This window comes from Brevundimonas sp. (genome assembly GCF_044336875.1).
Classification (GTDB): domain Bacteria; phylum Pseudomonadota; class Alphaproteobacteria; order Caulobacterales; family Caulobacteraceae; genus Brevundimonas.
Genome location: NZ_JBIIOP010000005.1, coordinates 164684 through 183521, shown reverse-complemented (window position 1 = coordinate 183521; position 18838 = coordinate 164684). Strand labels below are relative to the sequence as shown.

Below are 18838 nucleotides of genomic sequence, written 5' to 3'. Positions count from 1 at the left end.
AAGCGGATATCCACGCTGGCCGAATGCTTAACGGGGATGTCGAACGCCATTATCCAGCCGGTGGACAATCCCTAACGAATCCTTAACGGACAAGGGTTTGCGCGGCTCTGCGGCTGTGAACGGGGTTAAGTGACGTTAACCTTCCATTAGGATTTTCCACAGCGAGGGCAAAACCGGTTTTCCGCCTATGGATGAACCGGGATCGGACGAAGGGCGTCATCCACCTTCATCCCCGCTCGCGGCCCGGTCGATCAGCGGCTAAGAGAAACGGCGCCTCGGCGGTCCCCCGTCGCCCCTCCGTCGTCCCCGGCCTGTCCACAGGGAGTCTACAGCCCGAATGAGCCCCGCCCGTCCCCCCGGCCTGCGCCTCGCCACCTATTTCCACGTCCATCTGGTGTCGGATTCCACCGGCGAGACTCTGAACGCCATGGCCAAGGCGGTGACGGCGCGTTTCGACGGGGTCATTCCGATCGAGCATATCTACGCCCTCGTCCGCTCCGCGAAACAGATGGAGCGGGTGCTGGACGAGGTGGCGGCCGCGCCGGGGGTGGTGCTGCACACCCTCGTCGATCGCGACCTGCGAGAACAGCTGGAAGAGGGCTGCCGTCGCCTGGACATGCCCCAGATCGGCGCCCTGGATCCTCTGGTCGGGGCCATGTCCCGTTATCTGGGCGCGGCCTTGTCGACCCGTGTCGGCGCCCAGCACGCCCTGGACCATGAATATTTCAACCGCATCGCCGCGCTGGACTTCGCCATGGCCTATGACGACGGTCAGGGCAGCCTGGACCAGCTGGAGGGCGCCGACGTCGTCCTGTGCGGGGTCAGCCGCACGTCCAAGACCCCGACCTGCATCTATCTGGCCCACCGCGGCATCCGCGCGGCCAACGTCCCTCTGGTGCCTGGACAGGAAGACGGCGAACGCCTGACCAAACTGACCAAGCCCCTGGTGATCGGCCTGACGGTTTCGCCCGATCGGCTGGTGCAGATCCGTCGCAACCGGATCGACAATCTGAACGCCAACCAGTCGTCCAATTATACGGACCAGGATTCCGTTCGCGACGAAACCATCAAGGCCAAACGCGCCTTCGAACGCCGCGGATGGCCCACCATCGACGTGACCCGACGTTCGGTGGAGGAGACGGCGGCGGCCATCACCAACCTGCTGTCCGAACATCGGAACCACAAGATCGGGACGACCTGGTGAACGACATTCCTGATGCGCTACCGCCCTTCGGGCTGCTTGAGCGCGAAACCCTGATCCTGGCGTCCAAGAGCGCCGCCCGTCGCGCCATGCTGGAGAACGCCGGCGTGCCGTTCGACATCCGCGTCGCGGACGTGGACGAGGAGGCGATCAAGGCCGCCTCGACCGATCTGGACGCCGCCGCCCTCGCCGTCCGCCTCGCCGAGGCCAAGGCCCTTGCCGTGTCCCGCGACGACCAGACCGCCTGGGTCCTGGGCTCGGACCAGACCCTGGCCTTCGACGGAGGCCTGGTCTCCAAGGCCAGATCCCTCGACGCCGCTCGCGACCGACTGAAGTCGATGCGCGGCAAGCCGCACCAGCTCCACTCCGGCGCCGCCTTGGCGATCAGGGGCCAGGTCGTCTGGTCCGGCGTCGACACCGTCCAGATGCGGATGCGCGACTTCTCAGACGCCTTCCTCGACGCCTATCTGGCCGCCGAGGGCAAGGCGCTCCTGACCTGTGTCGGCTCCTATCGGCTGGAGGGCCTGGGCTCCCAGCTGTTCGAGGCGGTGGACGGCGACTATTTCACCGTCCTGGGCCTGCCCCTGTGGCCGGTCCTGGCCGAACTGCGACGCGCGGGGGTGCTGGCGGCATGACGATCCAGGCCGGCGTCAGCGGGCACCCCATCGCCCATTCGCTCAGTCCGTTGATCCATACCACTTGGATCGAGGCCGCCGGTCTGGACGCGCGTTATGTCGCCCACGGCGCTGAAAGCGCCGAGGCCTTCGCCGCCCTGCTCGACCGGGGTCGCGCGGGCGAGCTGCGTGGCCTGAATGTCACCGCCCCGTACAAGGAACAGGCCTTCGCCGCCGCCGACGAGGTCTCGGACGCCGCCCGGCTAGTCGGATCCGCCAATCTGCTGGTGTTCGAGAACGGCCGCCTCCGGGCCGACAGCACCGACGGTTACGGCCTGATGAACGCCTTGGCCGAACAGGCGCCGGCGCTGGACGTCGCGGGGCGGTCCGTCGTCATTCTGGGCGCGGGCGGCGCGGCGCGAGCGGCGGCGGGCGCCCTGGCCCTGGCCGGTGCGCAAGTCCGGATCGTCAATCGGTCGCGTGATCGGGCCGAACGGCTGGCGGCCGATCTCGGCCCCGCCGTTGCGATCGCCGAAGGGTCGACGGCCTTTTCGGGCGCCGTCCTGATCGTCAACGCCCTCAGCGTCCGCCCGGATCTGGACGTGGGCCTGCTCGACGTCGGGACCGTGGTCATGGACATGACCTATCGTCCGCTGGAGACGCCGCTTCTGGCCCGGGCGCGTGCACGCGGCCTGATCGGCGTGGACGGCCTGGCCATGCTCATCGGCCAGGCGCGCCCCTCGTTCGAGGCCATCTTCGGCCGTGCGGCGCCGGCCACGGACGTTCGCGAACGGGTGCTGGCCCGCCTCGGAGACGCAGCGTGATCCTGCTCGGCCTCACCGGCTCCATCGGCATGGGCAAGTCGACGACCACCGCCATGTTCGCCGAACTGGGCGCCCTGGTCTGGAACGCCGATGACGCTGTTCACCGCCTCTACGCCCCCGGCGGAGCGGCGGTCGATCCCGTTGGCACCGCCTTCCCCGGCGTGATCGTGAACGGGGCTGTCGACCGCACCCGTCTCGCCGAGGCCCTGGGTCGCGACGAGTCCGCCTTCCGTCGGCTGGAATCCATCGTCCATCCCCTGGTGGCCCAGGGTCGCGCCGCCGACCTCGAGGCCGCGCGGGCGTCGGGCGTTGAACTGGCCGTGCTGGATATCCCGCTGCTGTTCGAGACCGGGGGCGACGCCGGGGTGGACGCGGTGGTGGTGGTCAGCGCAGACGCCGCCATCCAGGCCGAACGCGTGCTGGCCCGGCCCGGCATGACACGCGACCGGTTCGAGGCCATCCTGGCCCGCCAGACGCCCGACGCTGTAAAGCGCGCCCGCGCCGACTTCGTCATCGACACGGGCCGCGGACTGGAGGCCGCCCGCGCCGATGTCCGTGCTGTGGTTGCGACAGTGCTGGATCCGACGTGGATATCTCCGCGCCGAGGCCAGGCGACTCTTTCGCCGGAAGACAAACGCCCCCATTAAGTGGGGCATGGCGCGCGAGATTGTTCTGGATACCGAAACCACCGGCTTCGACCCCAAGACGGGCGATCGGTTGATCGAGGTCGGCTGTATCGAGATCCAGGACCTGCTGCCGACCGGTCGCACCTTCCACCGTTTCGTAAATCCCGAGCGGCTGATCCCCGCCGACGCCATACGGGTCCACGGCATCACTGACGAGAAGGTGAAGGACGCGCCGAAATTCCACGAGATCGCCGACGACCTGATCGAATTCATCGGCGACGCGCAGATGATCGCGCACAACGCCAATTTCGACCGGAATTTCATCGATTACGAATATCGGCTGTGCGGCCGGCCCGTCACCGGCGAGGACCGCTGGATCGACACTCTGAAACTGGCCCAGACCCGTTTCCCGGGCATGCCGAACTCGCTGGACGCCCTCTGCAAGCGGTTCAAGGTCTCACTGGTCGAACGCACCCTGCACGGCGCCCTGATCGACGCCCGTCTGCTGGCCGAGGTCTATCTGGAACTGCGCGGCGGCAAGGAACGGGTCCTGGACCTGTCGTCCGGCCCGGTCGGCGGCCGCGCCGGAGGCGGTCCGGCGGAAATCGCGGCCTATGGCGCCCGGCCTAACCCCTTGGCGGCCCGGTCGACCGAGGCCGAACACGCCCTTCACATCGCCTTCCTCGCCGCCAATCTGAAGGACCACACCCTGTGGGACGCCTATGGGGTGAAGGCCGTCGAAGAGACGGCGGTCTAGAATCCGAACAAAAAAGGCGGCTCGTTTCCGAGCCGCCCTCTTCGTTTGGAATTTTGGCGGGGCCTAAGCCTGGCCGGTCTCGACGGGCTGCTGGGCGATCTGCTGCTGGCGCGCGATATAGATGGCCGCGAAGTCGATCGGGTCCAGCATGAAGGGCGGATAGAAGCCGCCGTCCGCCGTCGCGCCCGAGATGATCTCGCGGGCGAACGGGAACAGGTAGCGCGGGCATTCGATCAGCAGCAGCGGCTCGATGTCCTGCTCGCGGACATTGGCGAGTTCGAACAGGCCGCCATAGACCAGCTCCACGTGGAAGACCGGCTGGTTCTCGTGGGTCGCCTTGATCGACAGTTTCAGGTCCAGTTCGAACAGGCCGTCCGGACGGCCCTGGGCCGCCATCTCCACGCCCAGGTCGATGGCGGGCTTGCCGTCGATGCGCAGGGATTCCGGCGCGCGCGGGTTCTCGAACGAGAAGTCGCGGACGTACTGAGCCAGGATACGGAAGCCGGGGCCGGCGGGCTGGCCTTGCTGCGGCTGGGCTCCGGCGGGGGTTTCGGCGGGCGGGACGGCGTCGGTCATGGGCGTCTTCGACTACGAAAAAGGGCCCATTGGGCCGGGAATAAGGCGCCGCGACTAACACGCCGAGACGCTTGGCCGCAACGCCGCTCGCTTGCCGGGGGGCGCGCGCCGCCTTGCGTCGCCCTATATGTGCCCCTAATCGTCCCTATGGCGCACCCATTGCTCACGCGCCGACAGTCAGGAAGTCCCCTTGCCGGTCCAATTCCAGATCGTGATCTTCGCCGTCATCGCGGCGATCGTCCTGTTCCAGCTCTACAACGTGCTGGGCAAGAGGGTCGGCCGTCAGCCGCAGGAGGACGCCAAGGTCCTGCCGGCCTCGCCGTCGGCCACGCCCGAAGCCTCCAAGACCCCGGCCCTGGACGCCGCCACCCTGGCCTCGATCGCCGGGCTGAAGGCGCGCGACCCGGCCTTCGATCCCAACCGCTTCGTCGAAGGCGCTCGTCAGGCCTATGAGACCATCGTGCGCGGCTACGCCGCTGGCGACCGCGCCGCGCTCAAGCCCCTGCTGACCCCGAACGTCATGGCCTCCTTCGACGCCGGCATCTCGGCGCGCGAGACGCGGGGCGAGACCGAGACGGTCGAATTCCTCTTCCCGCCCCGCGCCGATCTGGAGGGCGCCACCGCCGAGGGCGACAAGGCCGTGGCCAAGGTCCGTTTCCTCGCCGAGTTGCGCAGCCGCGTCACCAAGGCCTCGGGCGACAGCGCCGATTCCGTCACCGGCGAGCCGATGGTCGAGGAACGCCGCACGGCTGAACACTGGACCTTCGAACGCACCCTGGGCGCTTCGGACCCCAACTGGGTCCTGGCCCGCGTCGAGCCGGCCAACGCCTGATGTCGGCGGGCTGGCCGTTGGGGCGCCCCTGCGCGTTCCATCGCGCGCGCCATGGTGCGCGGTGGGCGACGACGCTCGCGTCGGTTCTGGCGGCGGCGGCCTGCTCGACCGGCCCCATGACCCCAAACACGCCGACGACGCCCGGCGCGACAGGACCGCTGACAGGCCCCCGGCCCTATGTGCCGTCGCCGACGCCTGACGCGCCCCGGCCCTCGCCGTCCAACGCCCTCAGTCCCGCGGTCCTGCCGGGCTGGAGCGACGAGGATCATCTCGCCGCCTTCCGCGCCTATGTCGACGGCTGCACCGCCGCCCGAGACGCCGCCGGGCAAGCCGTCTGCGCCCGCGCCCAGGCGATGAACACGGCGACCACGGTGACCCCCTCGGACGCTCGCGCCTTCTTCGAGGCCAGTTTCAGCGCCGTCCCGGCCCGCACCCACGACGGTCGACCGGGCCTGCTGACTTCCTATTTCGCGCCGGAATATCCGGCCCGGCGCGCTCCGGACGCCGAGTTCTCGGCCCCTGTCCTGCCCAAGCCCGCCGATCCCCGCGGGGCCGGCGACCGGGCGACCATCGAATCCAACGCCCGGCCCGACCAGGCCCTCGCCTGGATGAGGGCCGAGGACCTGTTCTTCCTGCAGATTCAGGGCTCGGGCTATCTGACCTTCGAGGACGGGACACGGGGCCGAGCGGCCTATGCGGCAGACAACGGCAAGACCTTCGTCGGCATCGCCCGTCCCATGGCGCGTCAGGGCCTGCTGCCGGAGAACGGAACCTCCGGCGACGCCATTCGAGGCTGGCTGGCCGATCACCGGGGTTACGAGGCTCAGGCCGTCATGGCCCTGAACCCGCGTTACATCTTCTTCCGCCTGGATCCGGACGACAACGGCCATCCGCCGGGGGCGGCGGGCATTCCCCTGACCGAGCGTCGGGCCATCGCCGTCGATCCCTCCCAGTGGCGTTACGGCGAACTGGTCTGGCTGGACGCGGACGGAGGACATCTCCGCGGCGCCACGGCCTCCTATCGCGGTCTGGCCATGGCGCTCGACACCGGCTCGGCCATCCGCGGTCCGGTGCGCGCCGACCTCTACATGGGCCGCGGCGACGCGGCCGGCGCCGAGGCCGGCACGGTCCGCCACCCCCTCCACATGTGGCGATTGGTTCCCAAACAGTAGAACCCTCTCCTGTCGGGAGAGGGTTCGAACACGCGGCGTCGCCGTTGTTGCTGTGCGACGGGTGAAGGGCGCGGCATGCGGTCCGGCCTGCCGGTGAAACCCGCTCCGGTCCGAACCCCCTCCCCCTCCAGGGGTGAAAACGGGACTATTCGGCCACTGTCAGCGTGACGACCACATTGCCCCGCACCGCGTGCGAATAGGGGCAGATCGCATCCGCCTCTTCCACCAGGGCCACAGCGTCCTCACGCGCCACACCCGGCAGTCCGGCTTCCAGTTCGACTTCCAGGCCGAACCCCTTGTCACTGCGGGGGCCGATGCCGACGGTGGCCTTGATCGTCGCATCGGCGGCGGCCTGGGCCTGACCCTTCTGCGAGGCCACCAGTTTCAGGGCGCTGAGGAAACAGGCGGCATAGCCGGCGGCGAAGAGTTGTTCGGGGTTGGCGCCCTTGCCGGCTCCGCCCATCTCCTCGGGCAGACCGAGCGCCAGGTCCAGCGACCCGTCGGTTGTGACGACGCGGCCGTCGCGGCCGCCCGTTGCAACGGCGGAGGTGCGGTACAGGACGTTGATGGACATGAGGGCTCCTTTGAGACGACAAGAAAGATCGCGCACGATTTAATCGCGAGCGGTTGGATAGGCCTTGCATGCAGGATCGTCAAGCTTGCGATTAGATCGCGCGCGATTATTATTGATCCATGAGTCAATCCTCCCCCGACCTCGAAACGCCGTTCGCCGTCGACGACATGCTGTGTTTCGCGGCCTATTCCGCCAGCCTGGCTTTCAACCGCTTCTACAAGCCAATGCTGGACAGGATGGGCCTGACCTATCCCCAGTTCCTGGTCCTGAGCCTGTTATGGCGCGAGGACGATCAGACGGTGGGCCGGCTGGGCGAGCGGCTGTTCCTCGAATCCAACACCCTCACCCCTTTGATCAAGCGTCTGGAAGCGGCGGGTCTGGTCGCCCGTGCGCGCGACACGGCTGATGAGCGGGTGGTGCGGGTCCGCCTGACCGACGCCGGCCGCGCCCTTGCCGCTGAGGCGGGCTGTCTGCCTCCGGCGGTTCAGGCGGCCACGGACCTGACCCCCGAGGCGATGATGCAGTTACGCGACGGTCTCGCGGTGCTCCGAGACCAACTCCGCACCGCCTCGGCTGAGGCGGCCGGACGCGTGCGGTAGGCTGTCTTTCTGAGATCAGGCGCAGAAAGTCGAGCCTCAGGCCAGATCCTCGATTTCGGACTCGGTCAGTTCGCCGGGCACGATGGTCACCGGCAGCTTGCGTCCGCCCAGCTGGGCTCCGTGCTTGATGATGGCCGAGACCAGCGGCCCCGGGCCGCGTGACCCCCCGCCGGCCGCCAGGACCAGAATCTTGATATCGGGGTCTTCGCCGACGACCTTCTTGATCGCCGTCTGGGCCTCGCCCTTCTCGATCAGGAAGATGGCGGGCGCGCCCGATCGCTCCATGGCCTCCTCGCCCAGCCGGTTCAGCAGGGTCTCGGCTTCCTCACGCTGCTGACGTTCGATCTCCTCGCGAGCGCCCGACCAGTGGGCGTCGCTGTTGGACGGCAGAACGCGCAGCATCACCACCCGCCCGCCGGTCGACTTTGCACGCCGACAGGCGAAGCGCAGCGCCGCCTCGAATTCAGGACTGTCGTCGACGACGACCAGGAATTTTCTCGGCATGACGGCCTCCCCGGTCCGTTCGTTATTGAACGAAGAGGCCGCGAGACGGGCTCTCCGTCAAGCCGGAGCGCCCTGAACCGCGCTCAACCGGGCCGATGGCGGACAACAGGCTCAAGAGTGAACCGCCGCTGACGCCAGATCCCGGATCGTCGCATTGGCGATGGTCAGCTTGGCGAAGGTCCAGCCCGAGCCCGATTGTTCGATCTCGTCCACCGAGGCGCGAACGCCCTCGACCACGCCCTGTTTCGAACCGATCCAGGCGTCCACCGCCGCTTCCGCCGCGTCCTCGCTGGCCCCGACCGAGGCGTCCGAGGCCCTGGCCACGGCGCGGGTCAGGGTCGCCTGTTCGTTCATCAGGTCCTCGATCAGGCGGCGCACCGCCAGGCGGTCGAAATGATCCGCCGACGGAATGGAGCCCGCCGCCGCCCGCAGACGGTCGAAGTCGAAGGCCGCGCCGACCTGGTGATACAGGCGCGCCATGGCCGCGACGGGCCAGCCGGTCTCCTGGGCCAGATCGCCGATGTCGGCGGCGGCGACCAGGGGGCGCATGACGGCGATGCTGCGGGTCAGGTCTTCCGGGGCGCCGTGGTCGGCGAAGGTCTTGACCCGCGTATCCAGTCGGCCCTGTTCGAAGCGCGACAGCACGGCCGAACCCTCGGCCTGCAGGGCGTCCGCGACGGGGCGATACTGGTTGATCAGGGCCTGGACCGAGACCCCGGCCTTGGCCCGGCGGGCCAGCCAGAAGGTCTGGCGACGCAGGACCACGGCGATCTCCTGGTACAGAGCCGTCTGGGCCTCGGCCGAGATCTTCAGGTCCAGGGCCGAGACCGCGTCCCAGGCCTCGTCCAGGCGGAACACGCGTCGCGCCGCCTCGAAGGCGATGATCAGGGCGGTGGTGTCGCATTCGGCCGAGCCGCGCAGCCGGTCCGGGAAGGTCGGGCCGCACATGTTGACGACCTCGTTGGCCATGACGGTGGCGATGATCTCGCGCCGCAGCCGGTGGCTCTTCATCTCCGGCTCGAACTTCGCCAGGGCCTCGGGGAAGTAGCGGACCAGGATCTGTTCGAAGAAGGCGTCCTCGGGCGCCGTCGAGGCGACGATGTCGTCCGACAGTTCCAGCTTGGCGTAGGCGGTCAGCACCGCCAGCTCGGGCCGGGCCAGAGGAATGGACGCCGCCATCATCTCCTTGATCCGCAGGTCGTTGGGCAGGCCCTCGACCTTGCGGTCCAGCTTGCCGCGCGCCGACAGGGTCTGCATGAACCGCTGCTGGGCGTCCAGGGCCTTGGACCCCTCCGCCTGCTGCAGGGTCAGGGCCAGGGTCTGGTCGTAGTTGTGGGCCAGGACCTTCAGCCCGACCTCGTCGGTCATCGAGGCCAGCAGCGGCGTCCGCTCCTCGACCGGCAGGACGCCGTTGGTCACGGCCGACCCGACCAGGATCTTGATGTTGACCTCGTGGTCCGAGGTGTCGACCCCGGCCGAATTGTCGATGGCGTCGGTGTTCATGCGGCCGCCGTTCTGGCCGAACACGATCCGCCCCGCCTGGGTGAAGCCCAGATTGGCGCCCTCGCCGATCACCTTGACCCGCAGTTCATCGGCGTTGATCCGCAGGGCGTCGGTGCCCTTGTCCCCGACCTGGGCGTCGGTCTCGGCGGCCGATTTCACATAGGTGCCGATGCCGCCCAGATACAGCAGCTCGGCCGGCGCCTTCAGTATGGCGCGGATCAGGCTGACGGGGTCCAGCACGTCGTCGCTGATATCCAGCGCCGCCTTGATCTGCGGCGTCAGCTGGATCGACTTGGCCGAGCGTGAGAAGACGCCGCCGCCCTCGGAGATCAGCCCCTTGTCATAGTCCTGCCAGGACGAGCGCGGCAGGTCGAACAGCCGCTTGCGCTCGGTCCAGCCGCTCACATGATCCGGGTTCGGATCAATGAAGATGTCGCGGTGGTCAAAGGCGGCGACCAGGCGCGTCGCCTTGGACAACAGGGCGCCGTTGCCGAAGACGTCGCCGGACATGTCCCCTACGCCCACCATGGTGAAGGGCTCGGTCTGTATGTCCTTGCCGATCTCGCGGAAGTGGCGCTTGACCGCCTCCCAGGCGCCGCGGGCAGTGATCCCCATGGCCTTGTGGTCGTAGCCGATGGATCCGCCGGACGCGAAAGCGTCGCCCAGCCAGAAGCCGTAGGACGCCGAGACCCCGTTGGCGATGTCCGAGAAGGTCGCCGTCCCCTTGTCGGCGGCGACGACCAGATAGGGGTCGTCCTGCTCCCAGGCCACGACATGGTCGGGCCGGGTCACCGAACCGTCGGCGGCGATATTGTCGGTGATGTCCAGCAGGCCGGACAGGAAGGTGCGATAGGCGCGGATGGCCTCGCCCTGGATGGCCTCGCGGTCCGTCGTGCGCGGCAGTTGCTTGGGATAGAAGCCGCCCTTGGAGCCGACCGGCACGATGACGGCGTTCTTGACCTGCTGCGCCTTGACCAGGCCCAGCACCTCGGTGCGGAAGTCGTCGCGCCGGTCCGACCAGCGCAGCCCCCCGCGCGCCACCGGGCCGAAACGCAGGTGCACCCCCTCGACATGGGGCGCCCAGACGAAGATCTCGCGATAGGGTTTGGGCAGGGGCAGGTCGTCCAGTTCGCGCGAGGCGATCTTGATCGAGATGTGCGGCTTGGCCTGACCCTCGGCGTCGATCTGGAAGAAGTTGGTCCGTTTCACCGCCCCGATCAGGGCGGCGATCCGGCGCAGGGCCCGGTCGTGGTCCAGGCTCTTCACGTCCTGCAGCAGGGCGGCGATCTTGTCGTTCAACTCGGCGACCGAGGCCTCGCGGGCCTCGACGGCGCCGCCGGCCTCGTCGAACTTGGCCTTGAACAGGGACAGCAGGGCGCGCGACACGTCGGGATATTGCCGCAGCGCCTCCTCCTGCACCGCCTGTGACGGGTCCAGACCCGTCTGCTGGCGATAGCGGGCCAGGGTGCGGATCAGGGCCGCCTCGCGCCATTCGATGCCCAGTTCGACGACCAGGCGGTTGAAGCCGTCGCTTTCGGTCCGGCCGCTCCAGACGGCGCCGAAGGCGCGCTCGAACGGGGCCTTCACATCGGCGAAGATCAGGGCCTCGCCGCGCGGGTCCTCCATAAGGAATTCGTGGACGTGGATCTCCTCCTCGCCCATCGGCCGGATCGGATAGCCGTATTCCTCCAGCGTCTTCAGACCCATGTCCGCCAGGATCGGCAGGACGTCCGACAGGGGCACGGTCGGACCGCGGCGATAGAGCTTGAAGCGGAACTGCAGCCGGCTGTCGTCGGGATGGCGGAAGGCGCGCACGGCCAGGGCGCCCAGACCCTGGCTAAGCCCGTCACTCAGGCCAGCCATCTGCTGCTGGTCCTGCACCGCCTCGTCGGCGTCATAGCGGTCGCGATAGGCGGCGCCGAAGGCGCGGGCCCAGCGCGCGCTCAGGGGGCCGACCTCGACGTCGGCGATGTCGGCGCGGCGCAGGGCGCCTTCGAACCGCTCGACCCAACCGCGGCCGGCCTCGGCCACGTCGTGCTCCAGCTGGGCGGCGTCGGGGGTGGGATGCTCGCCCGGCGTCACCCCGATGATGTAATGGACCCGCACCAGCGGGGCGTCCGACAGTTGCGGATACCAGGCCGAAACCCGACCGCCCCAGGCGCGGGCGACGATCTGGCCGATCCGCTCGCGCACGGCCCCGTCGAACTTCTCGCGCGGGATGAAGCACAGGACCGAGACGAAGCGGTCGAACGGATCCTGACGCGAGAACAGGCGGATGCGCGGTCGATCGTAGAGGTGCAGGATGCCCAGGGCGATCGACAGCAGTTCGTCCTCGCCGATCTGGAAGAGTTCGTCGCGCGGATAGTTCTCGAGGATGTTGCGGAGACGCTTCTCGTTATGGCTGCCGGGGGCCTTGTCGGCGCGCGCCAGGACATTGGCCACCTTGCGCCGGATCAGCGGGGTCTCGGTCGCCAGCTGGTCATAGGCGTCCGAGGTGAACAGGCCGACGAACCGGGTCTCGCCCGTCGCCTTGCCGTCCGGCCCGTACCGTTTGACGCCGACGTAATCCATGTAGGCGCGGCGGTGGACGCGCGATCGGGCGTTGGCCTTGGCCACGGTGACCGGCTCGCTCAGGTCCAGCTGACGGCGCATCTGGCGGGTCAGGACGGCCGGTTCCGACGCCCGGCGCAGTACGGTGCGGGTCGGATCAGCCAATATGCCCAGGCCGGCGCCCGACTGGCTCAGCGGGGCCTCGGCCTCGTAGTCGCCGTCGGCGGCGCGGGGATAGTCATAGTCGCGGGCGCCCAGGAAGACGAAATGGTCGCTCTTCAGCCATTTCAGGAAGGCGATGGTCTCGGTCAGGATGGCCGGATCGCCGGAAGGCGGGGTTGCTTCCAGACGTTTCACCGCCTCGCGCATCAGGGCGGTCATGGCCTCGTGATCGGCGACGGCGGCGTGGACCTCGGTCAGGGCCTGGGCCAGGCCTTCTCCAACGGCGTCGCGTCGCTCCTGCGGCGCGCCGTCGACCACCAGCATGATGACCGACAGCCGCCGGCCGTCCAGATCGACCACCGGGTGAAACAGGGCGCGGACCGAAACCCCGGCCTCGGCCAGGGCGCCCATGACGCTGTCGACCAGGAAGGGGGCGTCCGACTGGACGATGCGGATCAGGTCGTAATCAAGGGCCTGGCCGTCGGCGCCGGCCAGGGGGCCGACGGTGATCAGGGGAGCGGAACCCGCAGGAAAATCTTTCGCGACGCGCCACGAGGCGGCCAGCAGCGCGGCTAAATCCTCGCCGTCCAGTTCCGGGGTCTCATCGGCGGCGTAGTCCTCGTGCGCCTGGGCCAGGAAGGTCTTTTCGGCTGCGCCGGGGCTGGTTCCGAGGATCCGCGCGAAGGAGGTTTCCAGGGCGGCCGGAGAAATCGGCTGAACCGGGGCGGAGCGCGGATCGAGGGCGGTCATGGACTACAGTCTCGGGCGACGCGGCCTTGGCCGCAAGAGCGGGGCGCGACGGAGCGCCACATGGCTGACTAGGCCAGGTCCGGTCGCGCGGGAAGCCCCCGAGGACCTAAGATTCTCATGAACGGCGTTCAGGTTGGAAAGCCTGTGCAGCGCCATGGCCCAGCTCGGCAAGCTGCGCCGCAAACGAGAAGGCCGCCGAGCGGGGGAGCTCGGCGGCCTGCGCGGTCCGACGCCATTGGGGAGGGGAGGGGGCGTCGGTCTCGCATGCGCCGCGGTTCGGAGGGGGGATGTTCCGCGGCGTTGATGAGCAGATGGGAAGCCGTTTGCGCCGTTCAAGGGCGGGCCCGCAGGGCAGGTGCGGCTTTTAGCGCGGCAGGGCGTCGCAGGGGGTCAGGCCTCGGTCTCGACCGGGTCCGGCGCCTTCGCTTTCGAGGCGGTCTTGCGCCTCTGTTTGCCCTCGTCGGCGTAGGGTTCGCCGTCGCCTGACAACAGCACGGCCATCCAGCGCGAGCCCTGGAACTCGGCCAGTATGGCCATGGCCATGACCGCCAGCGGCGTGGACAGGAACATGCCGACCACGCCCCAAAGCTTGCCCCAGAAGGCTAGCGCCAGCAGCACCACCACCGGGTCGATGTTCTGGTTGTCGCCCTGCATGCGCGGCTGGATCAGGTTGCCGACGATGAACAATATGGCTTGCAGCCCGATCAGCAGGATCAGGGCGGGCCAATAGCTGGGGAATTGCACCAGGGCGAACAGGGGCGGGGCCAGGCCGGCCACGGCGCCGCCCAGCACCGGGATGAAGCCCACGATGAAGATGACGAAGGTCCAGAACTCGGCGTTCTGCAGACCGACCGCCCGCATCAGGATCCAGGCGACGACGCAGATCATGGCCCCGGTCACGGTCTGGACCCAGATATAGCCCTCGACCCCGCCGCGCACCCGTTTGAACACGGCCACGGCCTCGTCGCGCTGGGCCTTCAGCGGAAACATGGCGACGATCTTTCGCTGGAAGCCGATCTGCGAGGCCAGCAGGAAGCCCAGATAGACCAGGACGAAGAAGGCGCCGGAGGCGATGCCCTGGGCCTGGAAGGCCATCGAGGTCAGATAGCCCCGCACGTCTATGCCGTTGATCAGGTCCTGGGCCGTCGGCGGATTGTCCAGCCGCACCAGCCCGTAGACGTCGCGGATGATCTGGTCGATGCGGGGGCCGATGTTCTGGGACACGCCCGAGGCTTCGCCGAAGAAGCCCGCCGCCCCATTCACGATGATGGCGATGGAGGCGAAGAAGGCCAGGACCACCAGGGTCAGGGCCGCGATCCCGGCCATACGGTCGTTCAGCGGCGTGCGGGCCGACACCGACCGCTTCACCCCGTCGATCATGATGAGCAGGAAGATGGCCATGGCCAGCGGGGTCAGTATGTCGCGCAGCCAATAGACGGCGGCGCCCGCCGCCACCGTGGCGATCAGGGCGATGGCGTTTCGCGACACGGCCGAGTTCTGCATGGCGATGGGGCTTTTCATCCCTGTCTTGTCCGGCCGCCCGCCCTCGGCGTCAATCGCTGTTCCGGCGTCCCGTCGAACGCGCTAGACCTCGGAACGAGATGCTATCGGAGATCTGAATGTCTGACGCCCTTCCCGGCCTGTTCCTCGGTCAGTCCGACGCCGCCCAGCCCGAGACCCTGTTGTTCAATCGCGCCAACCGCCACGGCGTGGTCGCCGGGGCGACGGGGACCGGCAAGACGGTGACGCTGCAGATCATGGCCCAGGGCTTTTCCGACGCCGGGGTGCCGGTCTTCTGCGCCGACGTGAAGGGCGATCTGTCGGGCATCTCCCAAATCGGAACGCCGAACGAGAAGCTGATCGCCCGCGCCGCCGACATGGGCCTGACCCTGACGCCGCGGGCGGCCCCGACTGTCTTCTGGGACCTGTACGGCCAGAAGGGCCACCCGATTCGCACGACCGTGTCGGAGATCGGCCCGGTGCTGATGGCGCGGATGCTGAATCTGAACGAGGTGCAGGAGGGCGTGCTGACAGTGGTCTTCCATGTCGCCGACAAGGAGGGCCTGCTTCTGCTGGACCTCGATGACCTGCGCAGCCTGCTGGCCTATGTGGGCGAGAACGCCGACCGGATCGGACGCGAGGTCGGCAATGTCGCCCCGGCCTCCATCGCCGCCATCCAGCGTTCCCTGCTTCAGATCGAGCAACAGGGCGGGTCCGCCTTCTTCGGCGAGCCGGCCCTGAAGCTGGAGGACATGATCCGTGTCGGTCTGGACGGCCGGGGCCAGGTCAATGTGCTGGACTCGACGCGGTTGATGAACAGTCCACGCCTGTATGCGGCCTTCCTGTTGTGGCTGCTGTCTGAACTGTTCGAACAGCTGCCGGAAGTCGGCGATCCCGAGAAACCGCGCCTGGTCTTCTTCTTTGACGAGGCCCACCTGCTGTTCAACGACGCGCCGCGCGCCCTGCTGGAGAAGGTCGAACAGGTCGTCCGCCTGATCCGCTCCAAGGGGGTCGGGGTCTATTTCGTCACCCAGAACCCGGCCGACATCCCGGACAGCGTCCTGGCCCAGCTGGGCAACCGCATCCAGCACGCCCTGCGCGCCTATACGCCCTCGGAACAGAAGGGCCTGAAGGCCGCCTCGCAGAGCTTCCGGGTCAATTCCGCCTTCGACACGGCCGAGGCCATTCAGGGGTTGGGCGTGGGCGAGGCCCTGGTCTCGGTGCTGGACGAGAAGGGGGCGCCCACAATCGTCGCCCGCACCAAAATTCGCCCGCCGGCCTCGCGCCTGGGTCCCGCCACCGATACGGAGCGCGCCGCGATCATGGCCTCCAGCCCCGTGCGTGGTCTGTATGAGCAGGTGCTGAACCGCGAGTCCGCCGAGGAAATCCTGGCCGCCCGCCACGCCGCGACCGATCAGGCCGAGGCCCAGGCTCAGGCCCAGGCGGACGCCGCCAGGGCCGCCGAGCTTCAGGCGAAGGCCGACGAAAAGGCCGCGAAGGAACGGGCCAGGGAACAGGCCCGCGTCGCCCCGCGTCCCGCCGCGCCCCCGCGCGCCCGCGCCTCCAGCCGTCAGTCGCCGATGGAGGCCCTGACCAAGTCCGTGCTGCGCACGGCGGGCTCGACCATCACCCGCGAACTGCTGCGCGGCGTGCTGGGCAGCCTGAAGAAGCGTTAGGTCGAAAGGGCGGGGGTCTTGCAACGGGGCGGGGGCGAGCGCATCTCCCGCCCATGTTCATCCAGACCGAACCCACGCCCAATCCGAATGCGCTGAAGTTCCTGCCCGGCCGCGACGTGTCGCCGCTCGCCACGCTGGAGTATCGCACCATCGACGAGGCGACCGCCTCGCCCCTGGCGGAAGCCCTGTTCGAGCTCGAAGGCGTCGACGGCGTCTTCTTCGGCGCAGACTATGTTTCGGTGACCCGGCATGAGCGTGGGCCGGACTGGTCGGAGATGAAGGCGCCGATCCTGGGCGTGATCATGGACCATTTCGTCTCGGGTCAGCCCCTGACGCGCGGCGTCGGCCCCGATGCGGAAACCCATGCCGAAGACGACAGCGAGATCGTCGCCGAGATCAAGGCCTTGCTGGACAGCCGTATCCGTCCCGCCGTGGCTCAGGACGGCGGCGACATCCTGTTCGATTCCTTCGACGAGGAGAGCGGCGTCCTGTCGCTGCGGATGCGCGGCGCCTGTTCGGGCTGTCCGTCGTCGTCAGCGACCCTGAAGGCGGGCGTTGAGCAGATGATGCGCCACTATGTGCCCGAAGTGACCCGGGTCGAGCAGACCGTTTAGCCGAAGCGGCGCGCTTTCGTCCTCGCCACGGAGGCGGCGGGGCGCCATCCTCTCGGTTGCATGCCGCGCTTTGTTTCCGATCCCGACCTTCTGCGCCTGGGCGAGGCCCTCGCCGCCCTGCGACGCGAGCGCGGCCTGTCCCAGGCTGAAGCCGGAGCGCGCCTGGACATGACCAGTCAGGGCTGGGGCCTGTATGAGTCCGGCCGGCGCCCGGGCCTGTTCCGTCCCGACGTGCAGCGCCGCCTCACCGGGGCCGTGGATGCGACGCCGGAAGCCCTGGCCCTGCTGATGTCGGGCGCTTCGGACGCGGCGATCTCCATTTCCCCTGCGATCGGGTTGGAAAGCCGGGCGAGACGCTTCGACGGTCCGCCGCCGCGCGGCGTGATGCGGCTTCAGCTGTCCGACGACGCACTTTCGCCCTGGGCGGCGGCCGGCGTGATCCTTGAATACCAACCCGGCCTTCAGCCGCGCCCCGGCCAGGGCTGCGTGATCGAGATGCTGGACGGGGACGTCCGGACGCGGTTGTTCGACCGGGACGACGCGGACCGGATCCATGTCCTTGGCGCGGGCGGGCTGGATCGCGGCGAGGTCATCGACCGACATGAGATCGTCCGGCTCTCGGCGGTGACGGCCCGGCTCGAGCGATGAAACGAAAAGGTTGTATGCTCGCAAAAGTTGTGACACCTTCGCGCCATGGACAGGACGGACGCCAATCCTCGCAAGACGGCCCGCGCGGCCGAACCGCTCGACGCCATCGTCGGTGCGCGGATCGCCGCGCGCCGCACGGCCCTGGGCCTGTCGCAGACCGCCCTGGGCGAACTGGTCGGCGTCAGCTGTCAGCAGGTGCAGAAGTACGAGGGCGGGCAGAACCGGATCTCGGCGTCGCGGCTTCACAATCTGGCCCTGGCCCTGGGGCTCCCCGTGGGCGCCTTCTTTCCGGAGCGTCCCGAACAGGCGGAAAGCGTCGAACTGTCGTTGATGCGGTCCATGGCCGCGACGCCGGAAGGCCGCGCCATGGCCACCGGCTTTTCCCGTATCGAGGACCGCGCCGTGCGACAGGCGCTGACGCGACTGGTGGAGGTTCTGTCTCGCGCGGCCTAGAAGGCGCGGCATGAGACTTCTGGTGATTGATACGGCGCTCGGCGCCTGCACGGCGGCGGTGTTCGAGGACGACAGGCCCCTGGCCGTCCGTTTCGAGCCCATGACCAAGGGCCATCAGGAACGGCTGGGCGGTCTGGTGCGCGACGCCATGACCGAGGCGGGCGGCGCTTTCGACCGACTGGACCGGATCGGCGTCACCGTCGGACCGGGGTCGTTCACGGGTCTGCGGGTCGGCCTGGCCTTCGCCCAGGGCCTGGGCGCGGCCCTGGACCGGCCGGTGGTCGGGGTCTCGGCCCTGGACGCTCTGGCCGCCTCGCTGGAAACGGGGGCGGCGCCGGATGGCTCGCCGGTCGCGGCCCTGATCGACGCCCGCCGGGGTCAGGTCTACACCAAATTCCTCGTCGAGGGCGCGGTCATGGGGCCGGACCAGGCCCTGCCTCTGGACGAGGCGGCGCGACGGATCGCCGACCTCGGCGCCGATGTCCGTCTGGTCGGCAATGGCGCCGCCGTGGTGGTCGAGGCGTTTCCCGATCTGAGGTTCGCGACGGTCGATGCGCGGGCGGCGCCGGCGCCGGACGCCCTGGCGCGCCTGGTCCGAGGCGCCGACCCGGCCGATCATCCGCCGCGCCCCCTCTATCTGCGCGCGCCCGACGCCACTCCGCCCTCGCGTCTGCCGGGGCAGCCGCGTCAGCCTGCTGCTTGA

Annotated in this window: 18 protein-coding genes; 13 read left to right on the top strand and 5 right to left on the bottom strand. The window is 68.7% G+C overall.

Annotated features, from left to right (window positions below):
• Positions 1-337: 337 nt before the first annotated feature.
• From ACIQ1T_RS09175 to dnaQ, 5 genes are read left to right on the top strand one after another with little or no spacing between them, the layout of a single operon-like run.
• On the top strand, positions 338-1204 hold the full coding sequence (locus ACIQ1T_RS09175; RefSeq protein WP_395944233.1) for a pyruvate, water dikinase regulatory protein: 867 nt from the start codon (positions 338-340) through the stop codon (positions 1202-1204).
• Entirely contained in the window at positions 1201-1836 is a 636-nt protein-coding gene (locus tag ACIQ1T_RS09170; protein ID WP_395944232.1) for a Maf family protein, read from the top strand. The genes ACIQ1T_RS09175 and ACIQ1T_RS09170 overlap by 4 nt, the downstream gene beginning before the upstream one ends.
• Complete coding sequence (locus ACIQ1T_RS09165; RefSeq protein WP_395944231.1) at positions 1833-2639, top strand: shikimate dehydrogenase family protein; 807 nt, start codon at positions 1833-1835, stop codon at positions 2637-2639. The genes ACIQ1T_RS09170 and ACIQ1T_RS09165 overlap by 4 nt, the downstream gene beginning before the upstream one ends.
• Entirely contained in the window at positions 2636-3286 is a 651-nt protein-coding gene (gene coaE / locus ACIQ1T_RS09160) for a dephospho-CoA kinase (RefSeq protein ID WP_395944230.1), read from the top strand. The genes ACIQ1T_RS09165 and coaE overlap by 4 nt, the downstream gene beginning before the upstream one ends.
• Before the next feature lie 7 nt (positions 3287-3293).
• A complete protein-coding gene (gene dnaQ / locus ACIQ1T_RS09155; RefSeq protein WP_395944229.1) occupies positions 3294-4022 on the top strand; it encodes a DNA polymerase III subunit epsilon in 729 nt (242 codons plus the stop codon).
• A 63-nt stretch (positions 4023-4085) separates the two neighbouring features.
• Here dnaQ and secB read toward each other — a convergent pair whose 3' ends face one another.
• Entirely contained in the window at positions 4086-4598 is a 513-nt protein-coding gene (secB, locus tag ACIQ1T_RS09150; protein ID WP_395944228.1) for a protein-export chaperone SecB, read from the bottom strand.
• A 190-nt stretch (positions 4599-4788) separates the two neighbouring features.
• Between secB and timA the strand changes: the two genes are divergently transcribed.
• Positions 4789-5430, top strand: coding sequence for a TIM44-related membrane protein TimA (timA, locus tag ACIQ1T_RS09145; RefSeq protein WP_395944227.1), 642 nt, complete (start codon positions 4789-4791; stop codon positions 5428-5430).
• A gap of 116 nt (positions 5431-5546) precedes the next feature.
• Positions 5547-6602, top strand: a complete 1056-nt coding sequence (locus ACIQ1T_RS09140; RefSeq protein WP_395944226.1) for an MltA domain-containing protein — start codon at positions 5547-5549, stop codon at positions 6600-6602.
• A gap of 145 nt (positions 6603-6747) precedes the next feature.
• On the opposite strand, the gene ACIQ1T_RS09135 is transcribed toward ACIQ1T_RS09140, so the two are convergent.
• A complete protein-coding gene (locus ACIQ1T_RS09135; RefSeq protein WP_395944225.1) occupies positions 6748-7176 on the bottom strand; it encodes an organic hydroperoxide resistance protein in 429 nt (142 codons plus the stop codon).
• Positions 7177-7295: 119 nt separating this feature from the next.
• On the opposite strand from ACIQ1T_RS09135, the gene ACIQ1T_RS09130 reads away from it, so the two are divergent.
• Positions 7296-7775 (top strand): MarR family winged helix-turn-helix transcriptional regulator, encoded by a 480-nt coding sequence (locus tag ACIQ1T_RS09130; RefSeq protein WP_395944223.1) that lies wholly within the window; start codon positions 7296-7298, stop codon positions 7773-7775.
• Positions 7776-7811: 36 nt separating this feature from the next.
• Here ACIQ1T_RS09130 and ACIQ1T_RS09125 read toward each other — a convergent pair whose 3' ends face one another.
• From ACIQ1T_RS09125 to ACIQ1T_RS09115, 3 genes are all read right to left on the bottom strand, one after another.
• The gene (locus tag ACIQ1T_RS09125; RefSeq protein ID WP_395944222.1) at positions 7812-8279 is read right to left on the bottom strand and encodes a universal stress protein; all 468 of its coding nucleotides are present in this window, start codon (positions 8277-8279) and stop codon (positions 7812-7814) included.
• 111 nt (positions 8280-8390) lie between these two features.
• On the bottom strand, positions 8391-13244 hold the full coding sequence (locus tag ACIQ1T_RS09120) for an NAD-glutamate dehydrogenase (RefSeq protein WP_395944221.1): 4854 nt from the start codon (positions 13242-13244) through the stop codon (positions 8391-8393).
• 390 nt (positions 13245-13634) lie between these two features.
• On the bottom strand, positions 13635-14765 hold the full coding sequence (locus ACIQ1T_RS09115) for an AI-2E family transporter (RefSeq protein ID WP_395944220.1): 1131 nt from the start codon (positions 14763-14765) through the stop codon (positions 13635-13637).
• A gap of 98 nt (positions 14766-14863) precedes the next feature.
• Here ACIQ1T_RS09115 and ACIQ1T_RS09110 point away from each other — a divergent pair, with 98 nt between their 5' ends.
• From ACIQ1T_RS09110 to tsaB, 5 genes are read left to right on the top strand one after another with little or no spacing between them, the layout of a single operon-like run.
• Positions 14864-16420 carry a helicase HerA-like domain-containing protein gene (locus ACIQ1T_RS09110; protein WP_395944219.1) on the top strand — a complete coding sequence of 519 codons (1557 nt, stop codon included), beginning with the start codon at positions 14864-14866 and terminating at the stop codon, positions 16418-16420.
• 53 nt (positions 16421-16473) lie between these two features.
• A complete protein-coding gene (locus ACIQ1T_RS09105) occupies positions 16474-17034 on the top strand; it encodes a NifU family protein (RefSeq protein ID WP_395944218.1) in 561 nt (186 codons plus the stop codon).
• Between the two features lie 60 nt (positions 17035-17094).
• A complete protein-coding gene (locus ACIQ1T_RS09100) occupies positions 17095-17682 on the top strand; it encodes a helix-turn-helix domain-containing protein (protein ID WP_395944217.1) in 588 nt (195 codons plus the stop codon).
• Positions 17683-17727: 45 nt separating this feature from the next.
• Positions 17728-18135 (top strand): helix-turn-helix domain-containing protein, encoded by a 408-nt coding sequence (locus tag ACIQ1T_RS09095; protein ID WP_395944216.1) that lies wholly within the window; start codon positions 17728-17730, stop codon positions 18133-18135.
• A gap of 10 nt (positions 18136-18145) precedes the next feature.
• Complete coding sequence (gene tsaB, locus ACIQ1T_RS09090) at positions 18146-18838, top strand: tRNA (adenosine(37)-N6)-threonylcarbamoyltransferase complex dimerization subunit type 1 TsaB (protein ID WP_395944215.1); 693 nt, start codon at positions 18146-18148, stop codon at positions 18836-18838.